Origin of the sequence: Pseudomonas sp. 22085 (genome assembly GCF_052045815.1) — a bacterium.
In the GTDB taxonomy this organism is placed as follows: domain Bacteria; phylum Pseudomonadota; class Gammaproteobacteria; order Pseudomonadales; family Pseudomonadaceae; genus Aquipseudomonas; species Aquipseudomonas glycinae.
Window position 1 is genome coordinate 269,566 of sequence record NZ_JBQEQA010000007.1, and the last position, 16,754, is coordinate 286,319.

A 16,754-nucleotide genomic window follows, 5' to 3' on the forward strand; every position below is an offset into this window, starting at 1 on the left:
TCAAGGGATCACGGTTTTTGGCTGTGATCCCCGGCTCTCTTACTTGTCGAGTTCGTCCAGCGCGTCCTGCAATTCCTTGCGCGATTCGGCGAGCTTGTTCTTGCGCTTGTCGATCTTCTCCGGATCGCCTTTCTTCATGGCCTTGTCCAGATCAGCCTGACGCTTGCTCACTTCGTGCTTGGCGTCGAGCACCTTGTTTTCGCGTTCTTTCTTCAGGCCGGCGTCGGTGCAGTGTTCCGTGACTTCGCGCAGGGCGGTTTCGAGACCGGCCTGCTGGTCGGCGTTGCCGCGGGACTTGGCCTGTTCGATCTGATTGATGATGCCCTGCTTCTTGGCGGCACAACCGGTCAGGCCCGGCGCGTCTTCGTCTGCCATCACGGGGGCGGCGAGGACTGCGCAGAAAGACAGCAGGGCGAGCGGTGCGAGAAATTTCATAAAAGCTCCATGTGCAAAGGCAATCGTATCGGTGAAGCACTGCGCTGTTGGAGCGCTCCGGCGGACTTGGGTTCCCGGTGGGCCGGGGATTGCGTGTTCAGAAGCCGTCGACACCGGCGGCTTGCAAGGTTTTACTCAGGGCCAGTACCTGCGGGTCGCGAAAAAAGGCGCTCAATTGCGCCGCACGGCCCGGGCCGATCCCGGCTTCTGCCTGCCATTGTTCGGTATTACGTTGTGCCAGCGCCTGCCATGAATCGGCAAGTGTTGCCTGACCTGTCGGCGGCAAACCCAGGGCTTTGAGCCACTGCAGGAACGGCCGTTGGCGGGCGCTGTGAAAACTGTGCAGCAGGCGGGCACTGCTGCGCTCGCCGAGACCGGCAATGTTAGCAAGCTCCGGCCCGTCGAGGGTCAACCAATCCAGCAGGCTGTTCAGGCGGCCTGTTTCCAGAAGTTTCTCCCAGGTGCCGCGACCGACATGCGGTAGGGCGAGACCTTGCTTGCCGCTCAGCCAGGTGAGGCGTGCGAGGAACTGGCTTTCGCAGCCCGGCGTCGGTTGCCAGCAGCTCAGGGCGTGAAAGTCGCTGGCGAGCGGAACGTTCAGATCCGCGCGTTCGGTACTGCGCAGTACCACGCTGTCGAGGCGCGGAATCGTCAGCCCGGCCAGGCTGATTGCGACCTGATCGCCGGGGCGGATGTCCAGTTCCTGCCAGCGCCTGAGCGAACTGACGCTGACTCGTTTGATCTGCCGGTCATCGAGCATCACCGGCGACAGCTCGAGCACCGGCGTGATGCGCCCGGTACGGCCGACCTTGAAGTTCACCTTGCGCACATCGGCCAGTGCCTGGGCGAACGGGTATTTCCAGGCGACAGCCCAGTAGGGCGGACGAGCCTGCCAGCGCTCGGCGGGCGGTCGCAGGCTCTGGCGCAGAACCACGCCGTCCGTGGCGAATGGCAATGGCGAGCGATACCAGTGATCGCGCCAGTGTTGCGCGTCGTTCAGGCTGGCGACGGCCTGGGTGTAGGGCTCCGTGGTAGGAAAACCGAATTGTGTCAGGGCCGCGATTCGCTCCGGCAAGTCCTTCGGCCCTTGCGGCCAGTCCCAGACAAACAGCCCGATGCCGGCGGCGTGTTCCGCGTCGAGATCCTTGCGTCCCAGCAGGCCGGCCACGGTGGCGCGGGCGTTGGCGCTGCCGGCACGTGCCTGCATGTGTCCGTTCAAGCGCCAGTAGAGTTCGCCTTGCACCAGCAGATCCTGCGGTTGCGTCAGCTGTTGCGGAATGGCTCCGATCTTTTTGGCCGACGCCGTCCAGTCCTGCCCGCGAACACCATCCCCGCGACTGATCGCCTGATGCAGTCGGCCGTCGCGATAGATCAGGGTCACCGCCACGCCATCGACCTTGGGTTGTACCCAGACGTTTTGGCGGTCGCGCAGCCAGGTGGCGATGTTCGCCGCATCATGAAGTTTGTCCAGGCCGGTGTGCGCGACCGGGTGCGCAACCGGGCCTGATGCACGCACCGGCTCGGGCGGTGAAGGAAGTTTGAAGCACTGGCGCCATTGGTTCAGGCGCAGGCGGGACTGATCGTAGAGCTCATCGGCGATCACCGAGCGGCCTTCGCGATGATAGGCGTCGTCCCAGCGATCGATCTGTTGTTGCAGGGCGGCGACTTCGCTCGATGCCCGGGCGGCGGCCCAGTCGGGGCAGTCGCCAGCGAAGGCGTTGAGGTGGAAAACCGGCAGGAAAAACAAAAACAGGCGCAGTGTGGCAAGCATCGTGAGCGTCCTTGCTCAGGGAGATGCTTGAAGGCTAGGCGAGGATTTGTTGTTGGGAGAGGTGGGTGTTTTGCGAGCTGTTTCCGATCCGGATGTGATGTTGTTGACTCGGGCCTCTTCGCGAGCAAGCTCGCTCCCACAGGGTACGAATGAAAAAGCCCCGCACGGCGAACCGTGCGGGGCTTCTTGTACCACCAGGAAAATTACAGGCCGGCAGCGGAACGCAGAGCGTCGGCGCGGTCGGTTTTTTCCCAGGTGAACGTGGAGAAGGTGTCTTCGCCAACGGTCTTGGTCTGCGGAGCACGACCGAAGTGGCCGTAGGCTGCGGTTTCCTGGTACATCGGGTGCAGCAGATCCAGCATGGTGGTGATCGCGTATGGACGCAGGTCGAACACTTCGCGGACCAGTTTGATGATCTTGTCATCGCTGATCTTGCCGGTGCCGAAGGTGTTCAGCGAGATCGAGGTAGGCTGGGCCACGCCGATCGCGTAGGAAACCTGAATCTCGCAACGCTCGGCCAGGCCGGCCGCCACGATGTTCTTGGCAACGTAACGGCCAGCGTAGGCCGCCGAACGGTCAACCTTGGATGGATCCTTGCCGGAGAACGCGCCGCCGCCGTGACGGGCCATGCCGCCGTAGCTGTCGACGATGATCTTGCGACCGGTCAGACCGCAGTCACCTACCGGGCCGCCAATGATGAACTGGCCGGTCGGGTTGATGTGGAACTGGGTGTCCTTGCTCAGCAGTTCGGCAGGCAGCACGTGCTTGACGATCAGCTCCATCACGCCTTCGCGCAGGTCGTTGTACGACACTTCAGGGTTGTGCTGGGTCGACAGAACCACCGCGTCGATACCGACAACCTTGCCGCCTTCGTAACGGCAGGTCACTTGCGACTTGGCGTCCGGACGCAGCCAAGGCAGCAGACCCGATTTACGGGCTTCGGCCTGACGCTGTACCAGCTGGTGCGAGAAGGTGATCGGGGCCGGCATCAGCACGTCGGTTTCGTTGCTGGCGTAGCCGAACATCAGGCCCTGGTCGCCGGCGCCCTGATCTTCAGGCTTGGCACGGTCAACACCCTGGTTGATGTCAGGGGACTGCTTGCCGATGATGTTCATCACGCCGCAGGTAGCGCCGTCGAAGCCGACGTCGGAGCTGGTGTAGCCGATGTCGCAGATCACGTCACGAACGATCTGCTCCAGGTCAACCCAGGCGCTGGTGGTCACTTCACCGGCAACGATGGCCACGCCTGTCTTGACCAGGGTTTCCACCGCAACGCGTGCGTGCTTGTCCTGGGCGATGATGGCGTCCAGCACTGCATCGGAAATCTGGTCGGCGATTTTGTCCGGATGTCCTTCAGACACGGACTCGGAGGTGAAGAGGGAGTATTCGCTCATCTCGATGTTTTCCTGAATTTACCGATGGTGAGTGTCGCCAGCCGGTCGCTGAAAATGGCGAACCTGGATCTGGAAACCATTACGTAAGCCTACATAGAGGCTTTCCCCGGGAACGAGTCCCGCAGCGGTGGCCCAACGGGCCAGATCGTCCTGTTCAAACCCCAACCACAGATCACCGCAGGCCTCCCTGGCCCAACTCTGGTTGTGGCTACATAACTCTGTCACGAGCAGGCTACCGCCCGGTTGCAGCAGGCTGGCCATGTGCTTGAGCGCTTCGGCCGGCGCGGCGAAATGGTGCAACACCATGTTCAACACCACGCAATCGGCCTGAAGGCTCACGCCATTCAATGCATCGGCCAATTGCAGGCTGACGTTAGCCAGCTGTTCACGTTCACATACCTGGCGGGCCAGTTCGAGCATCGCCGCGCTGTTGTCCAGTGCGGTTACGGTGCCGAAGCGGCGCGCCAGTTCCGGCAGGAAAGCTCCATCGCCGGGGCCGACTTCAATGGCCGTGGCTGCGCCATCGAAATTCAGTTTGTCGAGCAGGGCCAGCACGCTTTCACGGTACTGCGGCAGGCCGGCAATCAAATCCTGCTGGGCGCGGAATTTCTCCGCGATCCGGGCGAAAAAGTCCTGGCTGTTGGCCGCGCGTTGCCCGTGGACCTGTGCGATCCGGGTTTCCACGTCGGCTGGCAGCGCCAGATTGTCGACTTCTTCTAACAATGCCGCATGCAACTTGCCACCCAGCAACTCGGTGTGGGGCAGGGCGCGGCGATAGAACACCGCGTTGCCTTCACGGCGAGTGGCCACCAGATCCGCCTGTGCCAGCACTTTAAGGTGATGGCTCATGCCGGACTGGCCGATACCGAAAATCTGCGCCAGTTCCAGTACGCCGAACGAGTCGTTGGCCAGGGCGCGCAATACATTCAGCCGCAGCGGATCGCCGCCGGCCTTGCACAGGGCCGCCAGCTCGTCGCAATCGTCATGGCGAATGGAAGGCACGCGTAAGTTCATAGGGCTGGCAGTCTAGTGACGGCCGGAAGGCATCGCAAGGTCTATATCAAAAAGTTTTGATATTGCTCGATGGATGGCGCATTCGATTGCACTTCTCACTGCCCGGTTAACTCTACAAACGAACAGCGGAAAGGTTTCACCAACCGAAACCGATGTTATCCATTGGAAAAACGCCTCCGGATGACTATCTGTCATTGCCCCGAGGCGCTCGGGTGAGGGAAAATGCCCTCCTTTTTTCCGTTTCAATCTATTCACACCCAGGAGATCAGCGATGCCTAGCCGTCGTGAGCGTGCCAACGCCATTCGTGCCCTCAGCATGGATGCCGTGCAAAAAGCCAACAGCGGCCATCCCGGTGCCCCCATGGGTATGGCAGATATCGCCGAAGTGCTTTGGCGCGACTACCTCAAGCACAACCCGAGCAATCCATCGTTCGCCGACCGTGACCGCTTCGTGCTGTCCAACGGCCACGGCTCGATGTTGATCTACTCGCTGCTGCACCTGACCGGCTACGACCTGTCGATCGACGACTTGAAGCAGTTCCGTCAACTGCATAGCCGTACCCCGGGTCACCCGGAATTCGGTTACACCCCGGGCGTTGAAACCACCACCGGCCCGCTGGGTCAGGGTCTGGCCAACGCCGTGGGCTTCGCCCTGGCTGAAAAGGTACTGGGCGCGCAGTTCAACCGTCCTGGCCACAACATCGTCGACCACCACACCTACGTGTTCCTGGGTGATGGCTGCATGATGGAAGGCATTTCCCACGAAGTCGCTTCCCTGGCCGGCACTCTGGGCCTGGGCAAGCTGATTGCCTTCTACGATGACAACGGCATCTCCATCGACGGCGAAGTCGAAGGCTGGTTCACCGATGACACGCCGAAGCGTTTCGAATCGTACAACTGGCAAGTGATCCGCAACGTTGACGGTCACGACCCGGAAGAGATCAAGACCGCCATCGAGACCGCTCGCAAGAGCCCGCTGCCGACCCTGATCTGCTGCAAGACCACCATCGGTTTCGGTTCGCCGAACAAGCAAGGCAAGGAAGATTGCCACGGCGCCCCGCTGGGTGACGCGGAAATCGCCCTGACCCGTCAGGCGCTGAACTGGAACCACGGCCCGTTCGAAATCCCGGCCGACATTTATGCCGAGTGGGATGCCAAGGAAAAAGGCCGCGCTGTGGAAGCCGAGTGGGACCAGCGTTTCGCTGCTTACTCCGCCGCGTTCCCGACCGAAGCCAACGAACTGATCCGCCGCCTGAGCGGCGAGCTGCCGGCCGACTTCTCCGAGAAGGCTGACGCTTACATCGCCGACGTTGCTGCCAAAGGCGAAACCATCGCCAGCCGTAAAGCCAGCCAGAACGCCCTGAACGCGTTCGGCCCGCTGCTGCCGGAAGTGCTGGGCGGTTCGGCTGACCTGGCCGGTTCCAACCTGACCCTGTGGAAAGGCTGCAAAGGCGTCAGCGCCGAAGATGCCAGCGGCAACTACATGTACTACGGCGTGCGCGAATTCGGCATGACCGCGATCATGAACGGCGTTGCCCTGCACGGCGGTCTGGTGCCTTACGGCGCGACCTTCCTGATGTTCATGGAATACGCCCGCAACGCCGTGCGCATGTCCGCCCTGATGAAACAGCGCGTGATCCACGTCTACACCCACGACTCCATCGGTCTGGGCGAAGACGGCCCGACGCACCAGCCGATCGAGCAACTGACCAGTCTGCGCAGCACGCCGAACCTCGACACCTGGCGCCCAGCCGATGCCGTTGAATCGGCGGTGGCCTGGAAAAACGCGCTGGAGCGCAAGGACGGCCCGTCGGCGCTGATCTTCTCGCGTCAGAACCTGCAGCACCAGACCCGTGATGCCGGCCAGATCGCCGACATCAGCCGTGGTGGCTACGTGCTGAAGGACTGCGCAGGCGAGCCTGAGCTGATTCTGATCGCCACCGGTTCGGAAGTTGGTCTGGCCGTTCAGGCCTACGACAAACTCACCGAGCAGGGCCGCAAGGTTCGCGTGGTTTCCATGCCATGCACCAGCGCGTTCGACGCTCAGGACGCCAGCTACAAGCAATCGGTCCTGCCGTTGCAGGTCAGCGCACGTATTGCGATCGAAGCGGCTCACGCCGACTTCTGGTTCAAGTACGTGGGTCTGGAAGGTCGCGTGATCGGCATGACCACCTACGGCGAATCGGCTCCGGCTTCGGCACTGTTCGAAGAGTTCGGTTTCACCCTGGAAAACATCCTGGGTCAGGCTGAAGAACTGCTGGAAGACTAAGGCACATCGCGGTGATCTCATGATCACCGCAATCCTTGTGGGAGCTGGCTTGCCAGCGATAGGGCCATCCGCTTCAACATACATGTTGCCTGACCGGACGCTATCGCTGGCAAGCCAGCTCCCACGTGTGATGTGTCGCAAATAAGCATTGCGTCTGCCTGCGTATTATCGAGAACCCCATGCCTCAACCGCGTCCCTACAAAGTTGCACTCAACGGCTACGGCCGGATTGGTCGTTGCGTCTTGCGTGCGTTGTTCGAGCGAGGCTCGGCGGCAGGGTTCGAGATTGTCGCGATCAACGATCTGGCCGACATGGCCAGCATCGAATACCTGACACGCTTCGACTCCACCCACGGCCGGTTCCCGGGCGAGGTGAAGGTCGACGGCGATTGTCTGCATATTAATGGCGACTGCGTGAAGGTCCTGCGCAGTGCCACCCCCGAAGGCATCGATTGGGCGTCGCTGGGCGTCGATCTGGTGCTCGAATGCTCCGGCGCTTACCACACTCGCGCAGACGGCCAGCGCTTTATCGACGCCGGCGCGCCACGAGTGCTGTTCTCGCAGCCGATGGCCAGCGAGGCGGATGTCGACGCCACCATCGTCTACGGCGTCAATCAGGATTGCCTGACCGGCGACGAACTGCTGGTGTCCAACGCCTCCTGCACCACCAACTGCGGTGTGCCGCTGTTGCGGCTGCTGGATCAGGCGGTCGGTCTGGATTACGTGTCGATCACCACGATTCACTCGGCGATGAACGATCAGCCGGTGATCGACGCCTATCACCACGAAGACCTGCGCCGCACCCGCTCGGCGTTCCAGTCGGTGATTCCGGTGTCCACCGGTCTGGCGCGTGGTATCGAGCGCCTGCTGCCGGAACTTGCCGGGCGAATTCAGGCCAAAGCCGTACGCGTGCCGACGGTCAACGTGTCCTGCCTCGACATCACGATGCAGACCGCGAGCGACACCGACGCCGGCGAGGTCAACCGGATCCTGCGCGACGCCGCCACCAGCGGCCCGCTCAAAGGTCTGTTGGCCTACACCGAATTGCCTCACGCCAGTTGTGATTTCAACCATGACCCACATTCGGCCATCGTCGATGCCAGTCAGACCCGCGTTTCCGGCCCTCGGCTGGTGAACATCCTGGCCTGGTTCGACAACGAATGGGGTTTTGCCAACCGAATGCTGGATGTTGCAGAACACTATCTGCAAACAGCGACTTCAAAAAAACCGTAGGAAGTGCGACCCATGACCGTGTTGAAGATGTCCGACCTCGATCTGCAAGGTAAGCGCGTATTGATCCGCGAAGACCTCAACGTCCCAGTCAAGGACGGTGTTGTCACCAGCGATGCGCGTATCCTGGCTTCGCTGCCGACCATCAAGCTGGCCCTGGAAAAAGGCGCGGCCGTGATGGTCTGCTCGCACCTGGGGCGTCCGACCGAAGGTGAGTTCTCCGCCGAGAACAGCCTCAAGCCTGTCGCCGACTACCTGAGCAAGGCCCTGGGCCGCGAAGTGCCGCTGGTGGCCGACTACCTGGGCGGCGTTGACGTCAAGGCCGGCGACATCGTGCTGTTCGAAAACGTGCGCTTCAACAAGGGCGAGAAAAAGAACGCCGACGAACTGGCCCAGCAATACGCTGCCCTGTGCGACGTGTTCGTGATGGACGCTTTCGGCACCGCCCACCGCGCCGAAGGCTCGACCCACGGCGTTGCCAAGTTCGCCAAAGTCGCCGCTGCCGGCCCGCTGCTGGCTGCTGAACTCGACGCACTGGGCAAAGCCTTGGGCGCACCGGCCAAGCCGATGGCGGCCATCGTTGCCGGCTCCAAGGTCTCGACCAAACTCGACGTGCTGAACAGCCTGAGCCAGATCTGCGATCAACTGATCGTCGGCGGCGGCATCGCCAACACCTTCCTCGCTGCGGCCGGGCACCCGGTCGGCAAGTCGCTGTACGAGCCGGACCTGCTGGACACCGCGCGCGCCATCGCCGCCAAGGTCAGCGTGCCGCTGCCGGTCGACGTGGTGGTTGCCAAGGAATTCGCTGAAAGCGCCGAAGCGACCGTCAAGCTGATCGCTGACGTCGCTGCCGATGACATGATCCTCGACATCGGCCCGCAAACAGCGGCCAACTTCGCCGAACTGCTGAAGTCGTCGAAAACCATCCTGTGGAACGGCCCGGTCGGCGTGTTCGAATTCGACCAGTTCGGCAACGGCACCAAAGTGCTGGCCGAAGCCATTGCCGAAAGCGCGGCGTTCTCGATTGCCGGCGGTGGCGACACCCTGGCGGCCATCGATAAATATGGCGTGGCGGAAAAGATCTCCTACATTTCCACCGGCGGTGGCGCGTTCCTCGAATTCGTCGAAGGCAAGGTGCTGCCGGCCGTTGAAGTCCTGGAAAGCCGGGCCAAGGCCTGAGGCCGCCCGATTGGCCAGGCAAAGGAGTGTTCAGATGGTCAAGTCGTTAGCGCTGTTGTTGCTGACCGGTACGCTGGCGGCCTGCGGGAGTAACCCGAAGGCCGAGCCGACACCGGCACCCGGCGAGGCCCAGAAAGGCTGCTACCAGGCCGACTGGCAGGCCGAAACCAACCCGGTGCTGAACAAGCGCTCGGGCCCGGACGGTCTGGACAAATACGAGACGCAAACCCCGGCCAAGGAACATGGTTGTCCTTGACCGGTCTGACTCTTTACTCAAGTCCGGCGGCGTGCGCTGCCGGCCGAGGAACACGGATGAAAGGCTTGATCGCCGTTGCGGCACTGGGATTGTTGGGTGGTTGCGCGCAGTGGAACCCGTTCCAGTCGTCCGCCCCTGTGGATAACTGGACCACCTGGACCTGCGACAGCCAGGCCAAGGTGCTTTGGCGCTTCACCGATGCCGCCCGCAAGGAAGTCGATGTGCGCCTGGGCGGTGGCGATCAGGTCTATCGACTGAAAGAAGAGCCGGGCGCCTCGGGCGCGCTGTACAGCGATGACATGCTGGCGTTTCACATCAAAGGTGAGGAAGGCCTGGTTTACTGGGTCGCCACCAATGATCTGATCGGCCGGGGCTGCAAAGCCGAATAAAACAGAATTTGCTGTATCGAATCACCAGGCCGGGCCTCAACCCCCGATCTGCAATCACTTGAATAGCCGCCGCCGCTCCGGCAGGCTGGCACGATTAACGACCCAAACCGGGAGAGAGACACACAATGGCACTTATCAGCATGCGCCAGATGCTGGACCACGCAGCCGAGTTCGGCTACGGCGTTCCAGCCTTCAACGTCAACAACCTTGAGCAGATGCGCGCCATCATGGAAGCCGCTGACAAGACTGACTCCCCGGTGATCGTTCAGGCTTCGGCCGGTGCCCGCAAATACGCCGGCGCCCCGTTCCTGCGTCACCTGATCCTGGCCGCGATCGAAGAATTCCCGCACATCCCGGTGTGCATGCACCAGGACCACGGCACCAGCCCTGACGTCTGCCAACGCTCGATCCAGCTGGGCTTCAGCTCGGTCATGATGGACGGTTCCCTCGGCGAAGACGGCAAGACCCCGACCGACTACGAATACAACGTCCGCGTTACTCAACAAACCGTCGCCATGGCTCACGCCTGCGGCGTTTCGGTAGAAGGCGAGCTGGGCTGCCTGGGTTCGCTGGAAACCGGCATGGCCGGTGAAGAGGATGGCATCGGCGCCGAAGGCGTTCTGGATCACAGCCAGATGCTGACCGACCCGGAAGAAGCCGCTGACTTCGTCAAGAAGACTCAGGTTGATGCCCTGGCCATCGCCATCGGCACCAGCCACGGCGCCTACAAGTTCACCAAGCCACCTACCGGCGACGTGCTGGCGATCGACCGCATCAAGGAAATCCACAAACGCATCCCGAACACCCACCTGGTGATGCACGGTTCCTCGTCGGTTCCACAAGAGTGGCTGGCGATCATCAACCAGTACGGCGGCGACATCAAAGAAACCTACGGCGTACCGGTTGAAGAAATCGTCGAAGGCATCAAGCACGGCGTGCGCAAGGTCAACATCGACACCGACCTGCGTCTGGCATCCACCGGCGCCATGCGTCGCCTGATGGCCACCAACCCGAGCGAATTCGACCCGCGTAAATTCTTCGGTGAAACCGTGAAGGCGATGCGCGATGTATGTATCGCTCGCTACGAAGCTTTCGGTACCGCTGGCAACGCTTCGAAGATCAAGCCGATCTCGCTGGAAAGCATGTATCAGCGTTATCTGAAGGGTGAGTTGAACGCCAAGGTCAATTGAGACTGGGTGTTGAGCTGATGCGAAAGAAACCCGCCGTGAGGCGGGTTTCTTTTTGCCTGGGTTTTTTATGTCTAGCTCATATATACGTTGCGTGAGATGTCACCTATAACGGACAAAAAGCCGGAACGGCTTACTGAAGTCCGATATAGGTGACATTGATGATCTTGTACAACCCGCCGCTGTTTGGTGAACGAATCCGTCAGTACAGGCGTGCGAAGGGTTATACCCAGGCGCTGTTGGCGCAGAGAGCGGCGTGCAGCCGTAAGACCATTATTGACCTTGAAGCGGGAGGGAATGTGGCCCTATACACCGTGTTCAGGGTTTTGACAGCGCTGGGAATGACGCTTGATATCGTGGATAACCGGATAGATATCAAATCCTTGGCGGAACTGGTTGAACACGATGAGTAATTTGCAACGGAGTCCGTGTACGGATTTTTACGGGAGGTGATTTTTGCGTGGGGTAAGAATTATCCAAAAGTCAGAGATCATTGAATAACTCCGCAAGCTCTTCAAGAGTCGGCATTACAGCTGGAATGACCACAAGCTCACTATCCAGAGCTGCTAGGGTGCGTGCATAGGCGATCATGCTGACAGATGGAGCGCCTTTCTCCACTGCGATGATTTTGTATCGTGTCAGCCCCGCGATCTTGGCAAGTTGTACTTGGGTCAGGCCGCGAGCTATACGTTTTTCGCGTAGTTGAGTACCTAGACGGCTGATCAATAGGACGTAGTCCATATTCCGCTACCGCAACATTTGAATATTCATGTGGTGTAAACACAACATTTCATTCCGAGAAACCCGCTGTGAAGCGGGTTTTTTTAGATAGAGCGGGTTATTTCGGCTCCACGTGATCCAGCGCCTGATTCACCGCCAATTCCCCAAGCATCACCAGTTGCGCAATGCCTATCGCGGTTTTGCGGTCGGTGGGAGGGAGAGTCGCGGCGAAGTTGTTGAGCATTTCGCTGGCGGAGCCGAGGGTTTCGCTGGCGTTGGCCAGCAGGGATTCGGTGTTGTAGGCGGGGTTGGCGAAGTACATGCGGTCGGGTTCGTTGACCGTGGCCATAATGCGGGCGCCGGGGCAGAGGTAGTGGTCGAGGGCGCGTTCGGCGGCTTCGTTGAGTTTTTTGGAATCAAGGGATTCGTAGGGGGAGGCCGGGTCTGTGACCGGCGGATGAGGTGTCGATTGAATCATGTTTCGTCTCCGGGAAATGGAGCCGACACCGGATCGCTACTAAACGATGGGGTGGCAGCTGAACGCAGGTTAGTAGACCGGGGAGACGCGAACCGGCGCGCCCGAAAGCGCCCTGCGTACAGCTACCATCAAGCGCAGATATTGAGATATCTCACTTTCTGGAGTGCAAATACGCCTCGCGAACCCTCGGGCTACTAAACCCGATCACTGCGAATCAGTGACCCGAATCAAGTTACCGATGGCCCTCCAGGCGCACAAGCCGGCGGATTCTGGCGTACCGGTAGGCCGTGACGCAAGCCGTTGTAGGCTTCGGGACGTTACGCGCACTGCCTTTAAACAGCGGCCTTAAACGTGTGCGCCACCGCTATTTATCGTGATCGATATCCAGCTTGCTGAACGTCACCTGCCCACCCTCGCTGGTGTACCCGGTGTTGTCCTGCACATACACGCCCGCCTTGAAATACAGCGGTTTGTTGCGCCACGTCGCGCTGATCTGCGAATCCCACTGATACCCGGCCGCACGATTTGAGTTTGATCCCGGTGGCGAGGGTGATGACGCGGCTTTCGTCCTGATCCGGATGGGTGCGCAACTTGATCACCAGGTTGCCGGTTTCTTAAAAAGCTGACGGATTTATTTTTGATTCCTGCAGCAAATAAATCTGTCCCGTTTTTTGTTATGCGCGATGTATTTATCGCTCGTTATGAGGCTTTCGGTACTGCGGGTAATGCTTCGAAGATCAAGCCGATCTCGCTGGAAAGCATGCATCAGCGTTATCTGAAGGGTGAGTCGAACGCCAAGGTCAATTGAAACTAGGTGTTTCGCTGAAGAGGCGGGTTTTCTTTTGCCTGGGTTTTATGTCGAGCTAATATTCCGCTGCGTGAAATGTCACCTATAACGGACAAAATCCAGACTGCCTTGGCCGAAGTCCGATATAGGTGACATATGAAACCGTTATTAGACGGCTTTGTGTTTGATAAGCGCGTTAGCACTTTGTGAAGGTAATGTTATAGGTTTTACCTACATTCGGCCCGCCGCGATCGACTCGGACTGTACCATTTAAATTGGAGCAACTCTCTTCATGTGAACTCATGCTAATGGCGAGCATATTAAATTCAGGACCTCCGGCCTCTGCTTGCAGATTAAAATTTACGGCGGATCCATATGATGGGTTTTGATGAAAAAAACTTCCAGCAACGTTAAAGTAAAGCCCAAAGTAAGCCATGCTGGCTTGACTTATGTTGCCTGTCTGTGGATCTGATGAATTGATTGTCAACGTGGCGTTGTGACTCTCGCCGGCATCATATACACGTCTGTTATAAGTTCCATTCGGATTGATCTGGCCCATTTGTTTTTCCTTCATCTGTTGTGTAAAAAGGTGACGGATTTATTTTTTGTGGTAAATAAATCCGTCCTCTTAAGATCTAAGTGTTAGCTGGGATCTATTATTTGATAAGGCAGGCGAATATCTGGGTAAGGTATCCATATACAATTCCCGTCGGGTCGTACACTCGTCCGCCCACTGCGAAAACTGGATCATGCCAAATTCCATCGGTTTTTGTAACGTTGTTTTTGTATGGGATATAGAACCATACTGCCGCTGTGTTCGAAGGGATGCGCACTGGAGGGAAATATATTATGGGCTGATTCGCGACGGTTTGGCCGTTAGGATTCATCACGTATTGTATGTCCGGTATCAATGTGCTGTTAGGGACTAAGGCAGGGTCCGGTTGGAGGATGAAAAGTATTCCTTGGTTTAAATTGTAAGGGCCTGGATGTCTGTGAACATTACCGGGTAATGGAACAGTGCCTGGAGAGCCAGGCGGCAATAGTTCTGGTGACTGTAAGGTTTGGAGTTGCACGTTAGGGGTAGGGGTTGTCATAGTGTGTCTCAATTTTTAATTATTGGTTTGGCATTTTATAAAGAGCCAAAAATAAGAGCTTGCCTTGAAGGTGGGAATTTTATTTTCAGCTCTTTTGTGTTTTTCTTAGTTTCCACATTCAAGTTTAGTGATTTTGTTAGCGCTATCGTAGTGTACCCATAGAGCGTCGGGTTTATAAGTTCTGTCCATCACGCCGCTTGGCGGAACTGCGCGTACTTGAGATGCATTTGACTGGACCTTATAACTATCTAAGGCTGCTGGGAATGCCGGGGAGTTTATGGTTGGGAGGCTGTTGTTGAGGGCGTACTGAACTCGTGTGGCATCACATGCAGCAAATGCTTGAGTTGTCAGGCTCAGAAGCGAAACAGTGGCTCCTGCGATGAGTATGTTTCTGGCGGTGTTGGTTCTGTGCATTTTGGAACTCCTTGTCCGTTGCATACAGGTAAGTGGGCTTGATGCGTTTTGTGTACTGCTCCAGATTAATTGGGTTTGTGAGCTGTATCACCTGACAGAAATGACAGTTTTTATGTTTTTTTATTATTATGATTATGTTTTTTTGCTATAAGAGATCTGTAAAAAATCTTAATTTTTAAGGCTTTATTTCAAATAAATCAGTCTCTTTGTCGTGGCTGATTTGAAAATAAACCCGCCGTAAGGCGGGCTTCTTGTGGGTGGGGATTTTTGCGTGGAGTAAGAAGTATCTAAAAGTCAGAGATCATTTGAATAACTCCGTAAGATCTTCAAGCGTTGGCATAACAGCTGGAATGACAACAAGTTCACTATCCAGAGCTGCCAGGGTGCGTGCGTAGGCGATCATGCCGACCGATGGAATTCCTTCTCTACGGCGATGATTTTGTATCGTGTCAGCCCCGCGAGCTCGGCAAGTTGTATTTGCGTCAGGCCGCGAGCTATACGTTTTTCTCGTAATTGAGTACCGAGACGGCTGATCAATAGGACGTAGTCCATGTTCGGCTACCGCAACATTTGAAGAATCATGTTGTGTATCACAACATTTCATTCCGAGAAACTCGCCGTGAAGCGGGTTTTTTAGATCGAGCGGGTTATTTCGGCTCCACGTGATCCAGTGCCTGATTCACCGCCAGTTCTCCCAGCATCACCAACTGCGCAATGCCTATCGCGGTTTTGCGGTCGGCGGGGGTGAGGGTGGCGGCGAAGTTGTTGAGCATTTCGCTGGCGGAGCCGAGGGTTTCGCTGGCGTTGGCCAGCAGGGATTCGGTGTTGTAGGCGGGATTGGCGAAGTACATGCGGTCGGGTTCGTTGACCGTGGCCATGATGCGGGCGCCGGGGCAGAGGTAATGGTCGAGGGCGCGTTCGGCGGCTTCGTTGAGTTTTTTGGGGTCGAGGGAATCGTAGGGGGAGGCCGGGTCTGTGACCGGTGGATGAGGCGTAGATTTAATCATTTGCTCGAAACCTGATTGGAGTGCCTCCGCTCTGGCTACTAATCAAAGTGGAGGCAACTGTACGCAGGTTAGTAGACCGGGGTTTCGAGCAAGCCGGCGCACCCGAAGGTGCCCTGCGCACAGTCGCCATCGAGTGCAGGAATCAAAAATTCCTGACTGACAGATGCTTGTGCACCAAGCTTGAAACCACGGGCTACTAAACCCGATCACTGCGAATCAGTGACCCGAATCAAGTTACCGATGGCCCTCCAGGCGCACAAGCCGGCGGATTCTGGCGTACCGGTAGGCAGCGACGCAAGCCGTTGTAGGCTTCGAGACGTTACGCGCACTGCCTTTAAACGGCAGCCTTAAACGAACGCATCGCGGCTATTTATCGTGATCAATATCCAGCTTGCTGAACGTCACCTGCCCACCTTCGCTGGTGTACCCGGTGTTGTCCTGCACATACACGCCCGCCTTGAAATACAGCGGTTTGTTGCGCCACGTCGCGCTGATCTGCGAATCCCACTGATACCCGGCCGCACTCACGCCCAGTGCACCGCCGGGGCTCAGGTGAATGAGGTAGTTGAACTCGCGATTGAGTTTGATCCCGGTGGCGAGGGTGATGACCCGGCTTTCGTCCTGATCCGGATGGGTGCGCAGCTTGATCACCAGGTTGCCGGTCTCGGTTTTTTCTTTGTATTGGTATTCAAGCTTGAGCATCGGCTTCTGGCTTTCATAGGCGTGGATCTGGCCGATGACGATCTTGCCGGAGCTGGGCACCTTGTTGACCGAAAGGGTCGCGCGCAGCAGGTTGTCGGCGTCGGGGTAATACCAGTTGCGCAGCGTTCCATTGCTGTAGGTCTCGCGCAGTTCGGTGCGCGGGTAGATGGCGTTTTCGGTTTTCGAACCGGTCACCGGGGACCAGAAGAACAGGGTGCCGGTGTCGGAATGGAAGTACTGATCCTTGAAGCCGTTCACCAGTTTGGAGGTTTCGACGGTGTAGGGCGGGCTGCCAACGGGAACGCTGAGGTTCCAGGTTGCGAGGTCGATCATGTCGGTTCTTCCACTCTGTTTCTCTTGCACGCGCGTGCCAGAAGCTCTAGCCCGCGCCTCTTGGGGGCGGCCTTTATAAGCGTAGAGGGATTTTTT

The 16,754-nt window shown here is 58.2% G+C and carries 16 protein-coding genes and 3 pseudogenes; 8 read left to right on the forward strand and 11 right to left on the reverse strand.

From position 1 onward, the window contains the following. Nucleotides 1-39: 39 nt before the first annotated feature. The 4 genes from ACTJK7_RS11270 to ACTJK7_RS11285 form a co-directional block, all read right to left on the reverse strand. On the reverse strand, nt 40-435 hold the full coding sequence (locus ACTJK7_RS11270) for a DUF1090 domain-containing protein (RefSeq protein WP_007959697.1): 396 nt from the start codon (nt 433-435) through the stop codon (nt 40-42). Nucleotides 436-532: 97 nt separating this feature from the next. Continuing rightward, nucleotides 533-2,206 carry an NAD-dependent DNA ligase LigB gene (ligB, locus tag ACTJK7_RS11275; protein WP_440779543.1) on the reverse strand — a complete coding sequence of 558 codons (1,674 nt, stop codon included), beginning with the start codon at nt 2,204-2,206 and terminating at the stop codon, nt 533-535. 203 nt (nt 2,207-2,409) lie between these two features. Then, nucleotides 2,410-3,600: a methionine adenosyltransferase gene (metK, locus tag ACTJK7_RS11280; RefSeq protein ID WP_011336330.1), complete on the reverse strand. Its 1,191-nt coding sequence runs from the start codon at nt 3,598-3,600 to the stop codon at nt 2,410-2,412. A gap of 18 nt (nt 3,601-3,618) precedes the next feature. Next, complete coding sequence (locus tag ACTJK7_RS11285; protein WP_108563449.1) at nt 3,619-4,614, reverse strand: ArsR/SmtB family transcription factor; 996 nt, start codon at nt 4,612-4,614, stop codon at nt 3,619-3,621. Between the two features lie 271 nt (nt 4,615-4,885). On the opposite strand from ACTJK7_RS11285, the gene tkt reads away from it, so the two are divergent. From tkt to ACTJK7_RS11320, 7 genes are all read left to right on the forward strand, one after another. Then, the gene (gene tkt / locus ACTJK7_RS11290) at nt 4,886-6,883 is read left to right on the forward strand and encodes a transketolase (protein WP_108563448.1); all 1,998 of its coding nucleotides are present in this window, start codon (nt 4,886-4,888) and stop codon (nt 6,881-6,883) included. A gap of 179 nt (nt 6,884-7,062) precedes the next feature. Further along, nucleotides 7,063-8,115 (forward strand): erythrose-4-phosphate dehydrogenase, encoded by a 1,053-nt coding sequence (gene epd, locus ACTJK7_RS11295; protein WP_085667401.1) that lies wholly within the window; start codon nt 7,063-7,065, stop codon nt 8,113-8,115. Nucleotides 8,116-8,127: 12 nt separating this feature from the next. After that, on the forward strand, nt 8,128-9,291 hold the full coding sequence (locus tag ACTJK7_RS11300) for a phosphoglycerate kinase (RefSeq protein WP_011336326.1): 1,164 nt from the start codon (nt 8,128-8,130) through the stop codon (nt 9,289-9,291). Between the two features lie 34 nt (nt 9,292-9,325). Further along, a complete protein-coding gene (locus ACTJK7_RS11305; RefSeq protein ID WP_007959706.1) occupies nt 9,326-9,547 on the forward strand; it encodes a hypothetical protein in 222 nt (73 codons plus the stop codon). 56 nt (nt 9,548-9,603) lie between these two features. After that, nucleotides 9,604-9,936 (forward strand): MliC family protein, encoded by a 333-nt coding sequence (locus ACTJK7_RS11310; RefSeq protein WP_011336325.1) that lies wholly within the window; start codon nt 9,604-9,606, stop codon nt 9,934-9,936. 125 nt (nt 9,937-10,061) lie between these two features. Beyond that, on the forward strand, nt 10,062-11,126 hold the full coding sequence (gene fba, locus ACTJK7_RS11315) for a class II fructose-bisphosphate aldolase (RefSeq protein WP_007959708.1): 1,065 nt from the start codon (nt 10,062-10,064) through the stop codon (nt 11,124-11,126). A 158-nt stretch (nt 11,127-11,284) separates the two neighbouring features. Next, entirely contained in the window at nt 11,285-11,536 is a 252-nt protein-coding gene (locus ACTJK7_RS11320) for a helix-turn-helix transcriptional regulator (protein WP_085608893.1), read from the forward strand. Nucleotides 11,537-11,606: 70 nt separating this feature from the next. Here the strand turns inward: ACTJK7_RS11320 and ACTJK7_RS11325 are convergent, their stop codons facing one another. From ACTJK7_RS11325 to ACTJK7_RS11335, 3 genes and pseudogenes are all read right to left on the reverse strand, one after another. Further along, the gene (locus tag ACTJK7_RS11325) at nt 11,607-11,864 is read right to left on the reverse strand and encodes a helix-turn-helix domain-containing protein (RefSeq protein ID WP_108563447.1); all 258 of its coding nucleotides are present in this window, start codon (nt 11,862-11,864) and stop codon (nt 11,607-11,609) included. Nucleotides 11,865-11,961: 97 nt separating this feature from the next. Further along, nucleotides 11,962-12,321: a DUF6124 family protein gene (locus tag ACTJK7_RS11330; RefSeq protein ID WP_108563446.1), complete on the reverse strand. Its 360-nt coding sequence runs from the start codon at nt 12,319-12,321 to the stop codon at nt 11,962-11,964. Nucleotides 12,322-12,685: 364 nt separating this feature from the next. Then, a pseudogene (locus ACTJK7_RS11335) lies at nt 12,686-12,935 on the reverse strand (polysaccharide lyase family 7 protein); the annotation flags it as partial. A 62-nt stretch (nt 12,936-12,997) separates the two neighbouring features. Between ACTJK7_RS11335 and ACTJK7_RS11340 the strand changes: the two are divergent. Beyond that, nucleotides 12,998-13,129, forward strand: a pseudogene (locus ACTJK7_RS11340) (fructose-1,6-bisphosphate aldolase); the annotation flags it as partial. Nucleotides 13,130-13,304: 175 nt separating this feature from the next. On the opposite strand, the gene ACTJK7_RS11345 reads toward ACTJK7_RS11340, so the two are convergent. From ACTJK7_RS11345 to ACTJK7_RS11360, 4 genes and pseudogenes are all read right to left on the reverse strand, one after another. Beyond that, nucleotides 13,305-13,667: a hypothetical protein gene (locus ACTJK7_RS11345; protein ID WP_440779544.1), complete on the reverse strand. Its 363-nt coding sequence runs from the start codon at nt 13,665-13,667 to the stop codon at nt 13,305-13,307. A 1,250-nt stretch (nt 13,668-14,917) separates the two neighbouring features. Next, nucleotides 14,918-15,168, reverse strand: a pseudogene (locus ACTJK7_RS11350) (helix-turn-helix domain-containing protein). Nucleotides 15,169-15,263: 95 nt separating this feature from the next. After that, nucleotides 15,264-15,623: a DUF6124 family protein gene (locus tag ACTJK7_RS11355; RefSeq protein ID WP_108563444.1), complete on the reverse strand. Its 360-nt coding sequence runs from the start codon at nt 15,621-15,623 to the stop codon at nt 15,264-15,266. 366 nt (nt 15,624-15,989) lie between these two features. Then, entirely contained in the window at nt 15,990-16,658 is a 669-nt protein-coding gene (locus tag ACTJK7_RS11360) for a polysaccharide lyase family 7 protein (protein WP_011336318.1), read from the reverse strand. Nucleotides 16,659-16,754: the final 96 nt, after the last annotated feature.